Source organism: Anaerotruncus sp. AF02-27 (genome assembly GCF_003465835.1).
Taxonomy (GTDB): domain Bacteria; phylum Bacillota; class Clostridia; order Oscillospirales; family Ruminococcaceae; genus Anaerotruncus; species Anaerotruncus rubiinfantis.
Genome location: NZ_QSBX01000007.1, coordinates 104,845 through 117,607, shown reverse-complemented (window position 1 = coordinate 117,607; position 12,763 = coordinate 104,845). Strand labels below are relative to the sequence as shown.

12 protein-coding genes and 1 pseudogene are annotated in these 12,763 nt (G+C 54.8%); 11 read left to right on the top strand and 2 right to left on the bottom strand.

Annotated elements, in window-relative coordinates; translation table 11 throughout:
- The first annotated feature begins 148 nt into the window (after nucleotides 1-148).
- Nucleotides 149-2,887 (top strand): preprotein translocase subunit SecA, encoded by a 2,739-nt coding sequence (gene secA / locus DWV16_RS07900; protein ID WP_118478598.1) that lies wholly within the window; start codon nucleotides 149-151, stop codon nucleotides 2,885-2,887.
- Nucleotides 2,888-3,282: 395 nt separating this feature from the next.
- Here the strand turns inward: secA and DWV16_RS07895 are convergent, their stop codons facing one another.
- Nucleotides 3,283-3,468, bottom strand: coding sequence for a hypothetical protein (locus DWV16_RS07895; protein ID WP_066455823.1), 186 nt, complete (start codon nucleotides 3,466-3,468; stop codon nucleotides 3,283-3,285).
- Between the two features lie 122 nt (nucleotides 3,469-3,590).
- Between DWV16_RS07895 and DWV16_RS19790 the strand changes: the two genes are divergently transcribed.
- Complete coding sequence (locus DWV16_RS19790; RefSeq protein WP_195376887.1) at nucleotides 3,591-3,761, top strand: YlcI/YnfO family protein; 171 nt, start codon at nucleotides 3,591-3,593, stop codon at nucleotides 3,759-3,761.
- Between the two features lie 146 nt (nucleotides 3,762-3,907).
- The gene (typA, locus tag DWV16_RS07890) at nucleotides 3,908-5,737 is read left to right on the top strand and encodes a translational GTPase TypA (RefSeq protein WP_079988129.1); all 1,830 of its coding nucleotides are present in this window, start codon (nucleotides 3,908-3,910) and stop codon (nucleotides 5,735-5,737) included.
- A 362-nt stretch (nucleotides 5,738-6,099) separates the two neighbouring features.
- Here typA and DWV16_RS07885 read toward each other — a convergent pair whose 3' ends face one another.
- Nucleotides 6,100-7,170 (bottom strand): hypothetical protein, encoded by a 1,071-nt coding sequence (locus DWV16_RS07885; RefSeq protein WP_118478596.1) that lies wholly within the window; start codon nucleotides 7,168-7,170, stop codon nucleotides 6,100-6,102.
- 92 nt (nucleotides 7,171-7,262) lie between these two features.
- Between DWV16_RS07885 and DWV16_RS18850 the strand changes: the two genes are divergently transcribed.
- The 8 genes and pseudogenes from DWV16_RS18850 to DWV16_RS19560 all read left to right on the top strand — a co-directional run.
- Nucleotides 7,263-7,499 carry a hypothetical protein gene (locus DWV16_RS18850; protein ID WP_147349444.1) on the top strand — a complete coding sequence of 79 codons (237 nt, stop codon included), beginning with the start codon at nucleotides 7,263-7,265 and terminating at the stop codon, nucleotides 7,497-7,499.
- A gap of 67 nt (nucleotides 7,500-7,566) precedes the next feature.
- Complete coding sequence (locus tag DWV16_RS07880) at nucleotides 7,567-7,881, top strand: hypothetical protein (protein WP_066455827.1); 315 nt, start codon at nucleotides 7,567-7,569, stop codon at nucleotides 7,879-7,881.
- Nucleotides 7,882-7,885: 4 nt separating this feature from the next.
- Nucleotides 7,886-8,929 carry a V-type ATPase subunit gene (locus tag DWV16_RS07875; protein WP_066455829.1) on the top strand — a complete coding sequence of 348 codons (1,044 nt, stop codon included), beginning with the start codon at nucleotides 7,886-7,888 and terminating at the stop codon, nucleotides 8,927-8,929.
- Nucleotides 8,930-9,046: 117 nt separating this feature from the next.
- Entirely contained in the window at nucleotides 9,047-11,026 is a 1,980-nt protein-coding gene (locus DWV16_RS07870; RefSeq protein ID WP_118478594.1) for a V-type ATP synthase subunit I, read from the top strand.
- Nucleotides 11,027-11,056: 30 nt separating this feature from the next.
- Nucleotides 11,057-11,491 carry an ATP synthase subunit C gene (locus DWV16_RS07865; RefSeq protein WP_066455833.1) on the top strand — a complete coding sequence of 145 codons (435 nt, stop codon included), beginning with the start codon at nucleotides 11,057-11,059 and terminating at the stop codon, nucleotides 11,489-11,491.
- Between the two features lie 83 nt (nucleotides 11,492-11,574).
- On the top strand, nucleotides 11,575-11,883 hold the full coding sequence (locus DWV16_RS07860) for a V-type ATP synthase subunit F (protein WP_066455836.1): 309 nt from the start codon (nucleotides 11,575-11,577) through the stop codon (nucleotides 11,881-11,883).
- A gap of 49 nt (nucleotides 11,884-11,932) precedes the next feature.
- On the top strand, nucleotides 11,933-12,538 hold the full coding sequence (locus DWV16_RS07855) for a V-type ATP synthase subunit E (RefSeq protein ID WP_066455838.1): 606 nt from the start codon (nucleotides 11,933-11,935) through the stop codon (nucleotides 12,536-12,538).
- Nucleotides 12,539-12,555: 17 nt separating this feature from the next.
- Nucleotides 12,556-12,763 (top strand): annotated as a pseudogene (locus tag DWV16_RS19560) (V-type ATP synthase subunit A); the annotation flags it as partial.

The following is a 12,763-nucleotide window of genomic DNA, read 5'->3' as shown; positions in this document are numbered from 1 at the left end:
TCTGTGTAAAAATAGCTGGAAAAGCTTCTTTCATTTGACATTGCCAATAATCCAGAGTAAAATGTACAAGTTAAAGTATCTGCATTTTCAGGCGGATATTCTTGAGGAACGACTGACAGTGCCCCAAAAAGATAGATGAGGTGACAAAATGGGACTGATCCAAAAAATCTTCGGTACCTATTCCGACCGGGAGATCAAACGCATCCTCCCCATGCAGAAAAAGGTGCTCGATCTCGAAGAAAAATACCGCGCCATGACCGATGAGGAACTCAAGGCCACCACCCCGGCGCTCAAGGAACGCATTGCGGGCGGAGAAGACCTCAATTCCGTCCTTCCGGACGCGTTCGCCTGCTGCCGTGAGGCCGCTGACCGCGTGCTTGGGATGCGCCACTTCCCGGTGCAGATCCTCGGCGGAATTGTACTGCATCAGGGCCGGATCGCTGAGATGCGCACCGGTGAAGGAAAGACCCTTGTGGCGACCCTGCCGGCTTACCTCAACGCGCTCACCGGAAAAGGCGTGCATATTGTCACGGTCAACGATTATCTGGCCAAGCGTGACAGCGAATGGATGGGCAAGGTCTACCGCTTCCTCGGCCTCTCGGTCGGGCTGATCGTGCACGGGCTCGACAACGCCGAGCGCCGCGCCGCCTACGCCTGCGACATCACCTACGGAACCAACAACGAGTTTGGATTCGATTACCTGCGCGACAACATGGTCATCTATAAGACCGACAAGGTGCAGCGGGAACATTATTTCGCCATCGTCGACGAGGTGGACTCGATCCTCATCGATGAAGCGCGCACGCCGCTCATCATCTCGGGACAGGGCGATAAATCCACCGACCTCTACCAGAAGGCCGACCAGTTCGCCAAACGCCTGAAGGTGGTTCGTGTCACCGAACAGGACAACAAGGAGGAGCACGACGACGTCGATGGCGACTACATCGTCGACGAGAAGGCGCGCACCGCCACCCTGACCGCGGCCGGCGTCAAGAAGGCCGAGGAATTCTTCGGCATTGAAAACCTCACCGACGGCGATAACATGGAGATCCAGCACCACATCAACCAGGCGATCCGCGCACACGGCATCATGCAGCGCGACGTCGACTATGTGGTCAAGGACGGCGAAGTCATCATCGTCGACGAGTTCACCGGGCGCCTCATGCTTGGGCGGCGCTACAACGAGGGCCTGCACCAGGCGATCGAAGCGAAGGAAGGCGTGAAGGTTGAGCGCGAAAGCAAGACGCTCGCCACCATCACCTTCCAGAATTTCTTCCGCATGTATGATAAACTCGCCGGTATGACCGGTACCGCGCTCACCGAAGCGGATGAGTTCATGCAGATCTATAAGCTCGACGTCGTCGAGATCCCGACCAACAAGCCCATCGCCCGTGTGGATAATCCGGATGTGGTCTATAAGACCGAACAGGCAAAATTCAATGCGGTCATCGAAAATATCATCGACTGCCACAAGAAGGGCCAACCGGTTCTGGTGGGCACCATCTCCATCGAAAAGTCGGAACTATTATCCTCCATGTTGAAACGACATGGAATTAAACATGAAGTATTGAATGCGAAGTACCATGAGAAGGAAGCGGAGATCGTCGCGCAGGCCGGTAAATACGGCGCGGTGACCATTGCGACCAACATGGCTGGACGCGGAACCGATATCATGCTCGGGGGCAACGCCGAATATATGGCCAAAGCCGATCTGCGCGCCGCCGGTTACGACGACGAGATCATCAGCGAGGCCACCGGATTTGCCGACACCGACAATGCGGAGATCCTCGAAGCGCGCAAAATGTTCCGGGAAAAGATGGATCAGTACCGCGCTGAGATTTCCACCGAAGCTGAAAAGGTCAAGGAGGCCGGCGGCCTCATGATCATCGGCACCGAACGGCATGAGTCCCGCCGCATCGACAACCAGCTGCGCGGACGTGCCGGCCGTCAGGGCGACCCCGGTGAAACCCGGTTCTTCATGTCGCTGGAGGACGACCTCATGCGGCTCTTCGGCGGCGAGCGCATCCAGAATATGATGAACATGATCGGCGCCGAGGACGATCTGCCGATTGAAGCCAAAATCCTCTCGAACTCGATCGAGTCCGCGCAGATGAAGGTGGAGACACGCAACTTCTCGATCCGCAAAAACGTCCTGCAGTTCGACGACGTCATGAACCGTCAGCGCGAGATCATCTATTCCCAGCGCAATAAGGTGCTCGAAGGCGAGGATATCAGCGATATCGTTAAGAAGATGGTTTCCGAAACCATCGATGAAACGGTTGACCGTTATCTGGTCGATAAGGAAGTCCACGACAACTGGAACCTCGAAGGCCTGCGTGATTATTTCCTGGGATGGCTCACCGTGCCGGAGGATATGCGTTACAACACCGAGCAGCTTTCCGAAGTCACTGATGAAGATATCAAGAAGATGCTCAAGGAACGCGCGGAAAAGATCTATGCCGCCCGTGAGCAGAAGTTCACCTCCCCGATCATGCGTGAGGTCGAACGGGTCGTACTGCTCCGCAACGTCGACACCAAGTGGATGCAGCACATCGACGACATGGAGGAGCTCAAACGGGGCATGTATCTGCGGTCTTACGCGCAGAAGGACCCGGTTGTTGAGTACCGCATCGAAGGTTTCGATATGTTCGACGCGATGATCGAATCGATCCGCGAGGACACGGTCAAGCTGATGTTCACCATTCAGCTTCGCACCAACGAGGAGCCCAAGCGCGAACAGGTTGCGAAACCGACCGAGGAAGCGCACGGCACCAGCGATGGCAGCTTGGAGAACAAACCCCGCCATGTGAAAAAGGTGGGCCGCAACGATCCCTGCCCCTGCGGCAGCGGCAAAAAGTATAAAAAGTGCTGTGGGCGGGATGCTTAACCGATGATACTTTCTTTCCCGCATAAGAAAGTATCCAAAGAATGCGCGCCGCGATTTGCGCCCTTCGCGCGCCCGGAATTGCTCCGCAGGGTGACTTTCTTGCTTGTCCAAGAAAGTCACCAAAGAAGGACACGCGGGGAGACCCCGCGACCCCCATGCGGGCCGTTTGGTTGCCTGCGGCAAAGACAGCCCGCAATCTGCTTAGACAAAACGATGTCTCCCGCGTGATAAAAAGCACGCGGGACGGGCGGCCGCAACCGTTGCGACCGCGCGCTGTGCGCAAAGCGGACAAACGGATCGAAAGAACGCTGCGCGTTCAAAAATCGCTGCCGAAGGGCGGCGATCCTGCACAAATGTAAAAGAAACGGCCCCGCTTTCGCGGGGCCGTTTTTCGTTTACTGCGCGATAAAGCATTCTTCCGCATCTGCCTGCGCCTTTTTCAGGTTTTCGACTTCAACGCCAAGGACGCGCAGCGCTTCTGAAGGGATATCGGGCATGTCCAGAAGCGCGTTGAGAACGTTGATTGAATCGGTGACACGGCTAAAAAGCAGGAAATAGGGTTCATGGTTTTCTGATTTCATAATATCACCTCTGCAATGAAGTATAGCAAATAAACCATAATTTTGCAATACAAACGCAATGCATACAAACAATAAAATTTGGCACATTATTTTGCTATACAATTGTATTGCGTGGTGTAAATATGAGAAAGTTTAAAATTCCCTCTGTGCCGCCCACCACAAACAAATGCATCCGTTTTCCAAATGATATTTTGGAGGAAGTGGAAAATGCGATTCAAGGGACGAATTGCACGTTCTCCGCGTTTGTGATTGAAGCGGTTCGGGTTGCATTGGAAAATTTAAAAGAAGAATAGAGAAAGAAACGGATTTGGCGAACTTGCATTAGGCAAGTTCGCCAAAATTATTTCATTTTTCTTGACAACATGCGCATTTGGCGGTATGATACCAAAGTACAAATGTCGAATAAATGCGCCAAAAATGGCAGATTGGAAGATCCTCTATGAATATCAAACGCGACGACCTCAGAAACATTGCGATCATTGCCCACGTCGACCATGGCAAGACCACTCTGGTTGACGGTATGCTCCGGCAGAGCGGCACCTTCCGGGAAAACCAGGCCGTACAGGAACGCGTCATGGACTCGAACGATATTGAGCGGGAACGCGGTATCACCATCCTGGCCAAAAACGCTTCCGCCGAATATAACGGTGTGAAGATCAATATCGTCGACACCCCCGGACATGCTGATTTCGGCGGCGAGGTCGAACGCGTGCTTAAAATGGTCAATGGCGTGCTGCTGCTGGTGGACGCGGCGGAAGGCCCCATGCCCCAGACCCGCTTTGTGCTGAGTAAAGCGCTTGATCTGGATCTTGCGGTCATCGTCGTGATCAATAAGATCGACCGGCCGGATGCGCGCGTCTATGAAGTGGTTGACGAAGTGCTCGAACTGCTGATGGATTTGGGCGCTTCGGACGCGCAGCTCGACAGTCCGATGGTTTTCTGTTCCGGCCGCGACGGCACCGCTTCCATCTCCCCGGAGGTGGCCGGCACCGATCTGCGCCCGCTGATGGACACGATCGTCGACTACATCCAGCCGCCCGAGGGCGATCCCGAAGCGCCCACCGCGGTTCTGGTTTCCTCGATAGACTATAATGAGTATGTTGGCCGGATCGCGGTCGGACGTATTGAACAGGGCACCCTGAAGGTGAACCAGCAGGTCAATGTCTGTGATTACCATGACAAGGAGCTCAACCGGTCTGGAAAAATTACCGCGATTTATCAGTTTACCGGCGTGGGCCGCACGCCGGCCGATTCCGCGACGGTTGGGGATATTGTGATGTTTTCCGGCATCGAGGACATCAACATTGGCAACACCGTCTGCGCGTCGGGAACCCTTCAGCCGATCCCGTTCGTCAAGATTTCCGAGCCAACCGTCGAGATGACTTTCTCGGTCAACACCAGCCCCTTCGCGGGACGGGAGGGTAAATTTGTCACCACCCGTCAGATCCGCGACCGGCTGCAGCGTGAACTTCTGCGCGACGTTTCCCTGCGCGTTTCGGATGGCGACACCGCTGACAGTTTTGTGGTCTGCGGGCGCGGCGAGATGCATCTTTCGATCCTGATTGAAAACATGCGCCGGGAGGGCTACGAATTCCAGGTCAGCACCCCAAAAGTGCTGATGCGCACCATCGACGGCCAGCTCTGCGAGCCGTTCGATGAGCTGACCATTGACGTTCCAGCGGAATCCTCCGGCGCGGTTATGGAGAAGATGGGCGTGCGCAAAGGCGAGCTTCAGTCGATGGAGCCGGTCGGTTCCCGCATGAAGATGGTGTTCCTTATCCCGGAACGCGGGCTGTTCGGCTACAAGAGCGAATTTTTGACTGACACCAAGGGCGAGGGCATCATGAACACCCTCTTCCACGGTTACGCGCCGTTTAAGGGGGAGATCCCGCGCCGCAGCAACGGTTCGCTGATCGCGTTTGAAACCGGCGAGGCGGTCACCTATGGGCTTTACAACGCACAGGAACGCGGCACGCTCTTTTTGGGCGCGGGAGAAAAGGTCTATGCCGGACAGGTGGTCGGGATGTCCCCGAAGAGCGAGGATATTGCCGTCAACGTCTGCAAAACCAAGCATTTGACCAATACCCGCGCCTCCGGTTCGGACGATGCGCTGCGGCTGATTCCGCCGCGCCGCTTCTCGCTGGAGGAATCGCTCGAGTTCCTTGGCGATGACGAGCTGCTTGAGGTCACGCCAAAATCGATCCGTATCCGCAAGCGGATTCTCGACCATGCCCTGCGCATGCGCGAGCAGATGTCGAAAAAGGGATAACGATCCATAAAAAAGGCCCGCCGATGGCGGGCTTTTTCTATGGACGCCGCTTTTCGCGGCGAAGGATGCTGTGGGGGGAACCTTCTTGAAAGAAGGTTCCCCCCACCCCCCTTTCAAAAACTTTTCATGCGGCTGCGCCGCGGGCAGGCAAAGCGCGGCGCACAAAAAACGGAACCGCAGCGCGGTTCCGTTTTCAGCTTTAGAAGCAGAAGCCCCGGAAGGATAGGGCACATGGGGAAGGGTGGCTCACCCGTCCCCATGAGATGCGATGACGAGTATCGCGGCTCTGCCGTGCTCCGGCCGCGGGCCGGGCAGCGAGGAATGAGGCTGTTTTGGCCGGGAGCCCAAAACAGCTCGCATCCTTAGTAGTCCCAATAGCTGTCGGGCATTTCCTTGTCTTCACGGGTGGTGTATTTCGCACCACTAAGCGCATCTTCCAGCGCGTCGACGTACTCATCGTAGTCGTCGTCGGTGTAGCTCTTGCAGCTGACGCCGAGCTTGGATTTTAACTGGCTCTGCTTGTAGCTGCCCTTCTTGATGGTGCCTTTTGCGCCCTTGAAGTCCTCTGTGAACTTATAGATGGTGTGGCTGTCCTCCCATTTGTTACGCTTCTTCTCGTAGGAGATCTCCAGCCGCTCCTCTTTTTTGTCCTGCGCGTCGGAGGAAAGCTGGCGGATGATGTACGAGCCGTCATAGAGGTAGCAGTTATCGAACTGCGCCATGGCTGGGCGGTTATAGTTATAGACGTTGAGCTTCATATAGGACGGATAGACGTCGGTCTGGGAGAGGGTGCAGTTGCCGAGCTTCTTTTCGTCGAAGTAATAGGTGATGACGCCTTTGTTGGCCTTGATGAGCAGTGTGTGCCAGCCGTCTTCGAGGATAAGATCCTCTTTTTCATCGTCGCCGTTGAGATAGGTATAGGCGGTACCCCAGCCCGTTTTGGTTTTTGGGTTATAATACTGGAGGACCGGGGATTTGGAATTGGATTTGAGCAGGGCGATGGCTGGCTGGTGCTTGAGCGCCTTGCCTTTGCTGTCCACCAGCTCCAGGCTGAACTGCGCTTTTTTGGTAAAGCTGTCACTGGTGGTCCAGTTGTTGTCGATGTTGATTTTGACGGTCGCGGTCCAGGTGTTTGAAGAAGTTTTTTCGACCTTCATTTTGCGGCCCTGGAGGGCGTAAAACTTATCTTTCTGGTCATCGGGCCGGTACTGGTAGTATCCGCTCTTGCCGACCGAAAGATAGAGGGTCCCGTCATAGATGTCGAATTCCTCCGGCTCGTAGCGGTCGGTGACCCATTCATTTTTGCTCTTGCCGTATTTGTCCTTACCGGTGGTGAAACTGTCGCCCGAGATAATTGCAGCTGCCGACGCGGGGACGGACAGTACAAAAACAAGGGCAAGCGTCAGGCTGATCAGGCCTAAACTTTTTTTCATTGCGTGTAACCTCCCTCTGAATTTGTCCGTATGCGGACGATATCTATACGTATTTTAAGTATAGCGGTGTCGAACGGAAAAATCAACCGGGAATGGTAGAAAATTATACAAAAAGTAATTGGAAAGGTATTCCTGGACAGTGTGGATTTACAGAAAATATTTCGGGAATTTTACAAAATACAGGGATAATATGTGCACGTCCTGTTATTAGAGCAGATAAAATTTGGGCAGGAGTTCTAAAAAGCTGCGAGCGTTTTCTCATTTTTGGTTACGAAACACAGGAAAAAATAGAATTCGCGGTTTCGTCTAATTTTAACCTTGCAAATTGAATGCAAGGGGAATAAACTAGATAGATGATAAAACGGGTTGATTGCACCCGCGCAAGAAAGGGATGGTATGGTGGAAAGGTTTATACGGCTCCTGGTCGAGTACGATCAGAAAGGACAGCAGATTGTGCGGGAGGCCCAGGATCAACGCCGGGAAATCCTAGACCATATGAGCGATTACAAACAGGAAATGTCACAGCAGTACCGGGCTCGCTGTGACCACCGCATCGACTATTACAAGGCACAGGCCGAAGCGGAAAAAAATGAGAAGCTCCTTGAAATTCGCAGGAGCTACGCGGAGCAGGAACAGCGGTTGCAGGAACAGTTCCAGCGGAAAAGCGGCGAATGGGTGGAGCAGATCGTTTCGCATTGTATAGGCGGGTGATCCAATGCCGCAATATGCAAACGCGATCATGACAAAATGCCGCGCCATTTACGGGAACATGCTTTCCCCGGCGCAGTATGATGAACTGCTGCGCAAGCAGTCGGTGCAGGAGATCGCCGCCTTTTTAAAGGAAAAGACCTCCTATGCCCCGGCGCTCGCGGGCGTGCAGGAATCGACTGTCCACCGCGGGCAGCTGGAAAGCCTGCTGCACAAGGACGCCTTTTACCATTATGTCCGGCTGATCCGGTATGCGCCGAAAAACGAGGGCATCTATAACTATGTTGTAATGGACATCGAGATCGAGCTGATTCTCGCCTGCCTGCGCGACATCATTTCCGCGCGGCCGGACGACGAATATATCGCCAGCCTGCCGACCTTTATTCAGCCGTATATCAGCTTCCATGTCCTCGATCTGGTCGGTGTGAAGAATGTCGGCCAGGTGATGAAGATCATTGAAAACACCGAATTTGGGCCGGTCTTCCGAAAGTGCATGGAAGCGCATCCCCAGGTGGAAAACCAGGTGGATTACACCGCTTATGAGCTGGCGCTGCGCACCTATTACTTTGAAACGCTGCTCGGACAGGTATGCAGATCCGCGCGCGGGACCGCGCGCAAGGAACTCACCGAGCTGGTCACGATCCGGGCGGAACTGATGAATATCAACATGATGTACCGCCTGAAAGCGTATTTTCATGCGTCGCCCGACCAGGTGCGCGCGATGCTGCTTCCGTTTACCTGCCGCCTCAGCCGCAGGACGCTCGACGAACTGATTGCGGCGCGGGATGCGCAGGAGTTTCTGCAGCGGCTCTCGCGGACCATCTACGGGAAGGTGATCACCCCCGATACCACCTATATCGAAGGCGCGACCGGCAACATCCGGTACCGGCTGGATCTCAAACGGCTGCGCTTCTCGACAGACCCGCAGGTGGTCTTTACCGCGCTGATGCTTCTGCGCACAATGGAAGTGGAAAATATCATACGCATTATTGAAGGCGTGCGGTACCATCTGCCTCCGGAAAAAATTGAAAAACTGCTCTATTCCGCATGAGGGCGGTTTTCAGATACTTGGGTATTACAGGCCCCGCCGGAAGCCGGCAACAGGCGCGCAGGGCTTTTTGGGATTCCGTGGGGTGTAAATGGTTGCCGGAGAAAGGATGGGAGTAATATGGCGATAGCCAAATTGTCGCTGGTCAACATCATTGGCGATATGAGCCGCCTGGATGATGTGATCATCCGATGTTTGGACAGGGGCGATTTTCATCCCGAAAAGTCGATGCAGTCGGTTGAGGGAATCCATGGATTTGTGCCGCTTTCCGATGAAAACCCGTATCTCGACCCGCTTGGGAGGCTCACCAACCTGGGGGTCGCAGCGGGGCTCAACCCGAAGCTGATGCCGCAGGACAAAACGCGGCCCGGAGAGTCGCTGAAACGCTCAAACCAGTACTACATCGATTTTTACAACGAGTTTAAAGAGCGGTTTGACCTGCTCAATGAGCGGCGCAACTTCCTCAAAAGCGAGATTGAACAGGACAACAGCGTGCTGGTGCACTTAAAGCACATCAACGAGCTGGACGTCGACCTCGACGACCTGTTTTCCTGCAAATATATCCGGCCGCGGTTCGGCCGCATCCCGCTGGACAGCTATCAGAAGCTGTCTCTTTACGCGGATAAGCCGTTCATCTTCATCCCATTCGACGTGGAGCAGGATTACCGGTGGGGACTTTACCTCACGCTGATCGAGAACGCTCCGGTGGTGGACGACATCTTCTCCTCGCTTTACTTTGAGCGGCTGCGGGTGCCCGATTTCGTGCACGGTACCCCAGAGGAGGCGTTTGAGCAGCTGGAGCATACCCTCAAGGAGAACCGGCTGGAGCTCGGGCGGGTGGAACGCAAAATTGCCGAACTGGTGGAAGAAAAGAAGGATGCCTTTTACGAGGTCTATACCCGCCTCAAATTCCTTTCCGATTCGTTTGAGATGCGAAAATATGTTTCGGTTCTGAAACGGCAGTTCCTGGATGTATTCTATATCACCGGCTTTATTGAGGAGGACCGCGCACAGGCGTTCGCAAAGAGCTTGCAGGATCTCAGCGGCGTTTCGGTGGAGCTCAAGCCGCACGATTCGGATAAGCGCGTCACCGCGCCGACCAAGCTCAAAAACGGCTGGTTTGCAAAACCGTTTGAGATGTTCGTCGAGATGTACGGCCTGCCGTCCTATGACGACTTTGATCCGACGCCGTTCGTGGCCTTCACCTACAGTCTGCTTTTCGGCATCATGTTCGGCGATTTGGGGCAGGGGCTCCTGCTCGTGATTGCCGGCGCGCTGCTGTGGAAGTTTAAAAAGATGAACATCGGCAGGGTGATCAACCGGGTCGGTATCTTTTCGTGTATCTTCGGGACCCTGTACGGTTCAGTGTTCGGTTTTGAGCACCTGCTTGACCCGGTGTTCCGAATGATGGGGCTGCCCGGCAAGCCGATCGAAGTCATGGCGCCCGATATGACCAATATCATCCTGCTCGGCGCGGTCGGGCTGGGCGTGGCGCTCATTATCATTTCGATCCTGCTGGACGTCTATATCGGATTTCGGCGGCACGACTTTGAACGCGCATTCTTTTCCGCGAACGGCGTGGCGGGGCTTGTCTTCTACGGCTCCATCCTGGTCGGCGCGGTGGCAATTTTTCTCACCGGCAAAAACCTGTTCAGCATGAGCTATGTCCTGGGGCTGATCGTGCTGCCGCTTGTGGTCATCCTGTTCAAGGAGCCGATCGGCAAGCTTGCGCACGGCGTCCCGTTTTCCGAAGCAAAACCCCACGACGGCCTGGGCGCCTATTTGACCGAAGGCGTTTTCGAGCTGTTCGAGGTGGTGCTGAGCTTCTTTTCCAACACGATGTCCTTTTTGCGTGTCGGCGGCTTTGTATTGAGCCATGCCGGCATGATGGCGGTGGTGTTCGCGCTGTCCGAAATGGTCGGCTCGACCGGCAGCCCGTTTGTGGTGGTGATCGGCAACCTGTTTGTCATCGGCATGGAAGGGCTCATCGTGGGAATCCAGGTACTGCGCCTGGAATTTTATGAAATGTTCAGCCGTTATTTCGACGGCGACGGCAAACCTTTTACACCGATTACCGTTTCCCCCACAGAAGAAACCTGATAAATATGAATTCATTGGAGGTTAAGAAAGATGATGTTATTTTTGATTCCAACCGCCGCAGTGCTCCTCGCGGCGATCCTGCTTGTCCCTGTCCTGAAATCCGGTTCCACCCCGAAATCCAGGCGTCGCGTCATCGCCAACGCGGGCGTGTTCCTCACGGCTGCGGTGCTGCTTGTGACCCTGTCGGTCGGGGTTTCGGCCGCGGCTGATCCGGCGACCGCGACCGTTGCCGCTGCCGCCGCGGCGGACAATAACGCGGGGTTGGGCTATCTGGCCGCCGCGCTTGCAACCGGGCTTAGCTGCCTGGGCGCCGGCATCGCAATCGGCTCCACCGCCCCCGCCGCGATCGGCGCGTTCTCCGAGGACCCGAAAGCCTTCGGTAAGACGCTGATCTTCGTGGTTCTGGGCGAAGGCGTCGCGCTTTACGGCCTGCTGATTTCAATTCTGCTGATCAACAAGCTTTGATGCCGGGTTTGACAGCGCCTGCGCAAAGTTTGTGACAATATGAGGGAAACGATCGCAACGACACCTGAAAAGGGGTTGATACCATGAAATTTTATACGCTCAGCGACAATGCCGATACGATGGTTGGCATGCGCCTTGCAGGCATCGAAGGCGAGGTTATCCACTCGCATGAAGAAGTCCTGCAGTCACTCCGGCGGGTGATGGCGGACCCGGAAATCGGCGTCGTGCTGATGACCGAAAAGCTCATCAATGCCTGCCCGCAGGCCATCTACCGATACAAGCTGACCCAAAAACGCCCGCTCATCGTGGAGGTCCCGGACCGGCACGGTTCGGGGGACGTCTCGAAGATGATCGAAGGATATGTCAGCGAGGCCATCGGCGTGAAGTTATAGCAAGGCCGGCTCATTCGGCAGACTTTGCATGAGAATGAGGTGAAATGATATGACACAGCAACAGACGATTGAAACCAAGCTGGAGTCGTTTGAACAGGCGATCCTGGCAAAAGCGAACGCCGAGCGCGAACAGATTTTAGCTGATACCGAACAGCTCAAACACAATGAGCTCGAAAAGGAGGAAAACCGCCTCCTCGAGGAGCTTTACCATAAAATCCAAAAACAGATTTCCGCAATCCAGACAGCAAATATCAAGGAAATTTCCCGGGAAACCCTCGCGCTCAAAAAGCAGCTTTATCAGCGGCGCGAACAGTACCTCGGCGAGGTGCTCGAAGCGGCCCGCAAAAGGCTTGCGGACTTCGCGGCAAGCGGCTCCTACGACGCGTTTTTTGAAAAACGGGTCAAAATGCTTGCCCAGGACTTTTTCTATCCGGGAAGCGAGATCCGGGTCCGTACGGCGGACCTGCGGTTTTCCAATCTGATCAAGGAGATTTACGGCGATTGCACCATCACGGCGGACGACGAGAATATCACGCTCGGCGGTCCGATCCTGTATAACCTTGCGCGTGGGATCGAGGCGGATTTGAGCCTCGACGCGGCGCTTGCCGAACAGAAGGATTGGTTCTACAGCCATTCCAACTTTAATTTTGCGTGACGACGGAGGGATAAAGATTGAATGAAAATGTAGTTTACTCAATCAACGGCCCGGTTGTCACCGTAAAAAACGCTGTTGATTTTCAAATGATGGAGATGGTCTACGTCGGGCACAAACGCCTGATCGGAGAGGTCATCAACATCTCTTCCGAGGTGACCACTATCCAAGTCTATGAGGTCACCACCGGGCTAAAGCCCGGCGAACCGGTGCAGGGCACCGGCGGGC

Coding starts and splice junctions, on each gene's coding strand:
- secA (WP_118478598.1), top strand. CDS start 149: ATGGGACTGATCCAAAAAATCTTCGGTACCTATTCCGACCGGGAGATC.
- DWV16_RS07895 (WP_066455823.1), bottom strand. CDS start 3,468: ATGAAATCAGAAAACCATGAACCCTATTTCCTGCTTTTTAGCCGTGTC.
- DWV16_RS19790 (WP_195376887.1), top strand. CDS start 3,591: ATGAGAAAGTTTAAAATTCCCTCTGTGCCGCCCACCACAAACAAATGC.
- typA (WP_079988129.1), top strand. CDS start 3,908: ATGAATATCAAACGCGACGACCTCAGAAACATTGCGATCATTGCCCAC.
- DWV16_RS07885 (WP_118478596.1), bottom strand. CDS start 7,170: ATGAAAAAAAGTTTAGGCCTGATCAGCCTGACGCTTGCCCTTGTTTTT.
- DWV16_RS18850 (WP_147349444.1), top strand. CDS start 7,263: ATGGTAGAAAATTATACAAAAAGTAATTGGAAAGGTATTCCTGGACAG.
- DWV16_RS07880 (WP_066455827.1), top strand. CDS start 7,567: ATGGTGGAAAGGTTTATACGGCTCCTGGTCGAGTACGATCAGAAAGGA.
- DWV16_RS07875 (WP_066455829.1), top strand. CDS start 7,886: ATGCCGCAATATGCAAACGCGATCATGACAAAATGCCGCGCCATTTAC.
- DWV16_RS07870 (WP_118478594.1), top strand. CDS start 9,047: ATGGCGATAGCCAAATTGTCGCTGGTCAACATCATTGGCGATATGAGC.
- DWV16_RS07865 (WP_066455833.1), top strand. CDS start 11,057: ATGATGTTATTTTTGATTCCAACCGCCGCAGTGCTCCTCGCGGCGATC.
- DWV16_RS07860 (WP_066455836.1), top strand. CDS start 11,575: ATGAAATTTTATACGCTCAGCGACAATGCCGATACGATGGTTGGCATG.
- DWV16_RS07855 (WP_066455838.1), top strand. CDS start 11,933: ATGACACAGCAACAGACGATTGAAACCAAGCTGGAGTCGTTTGAACAG.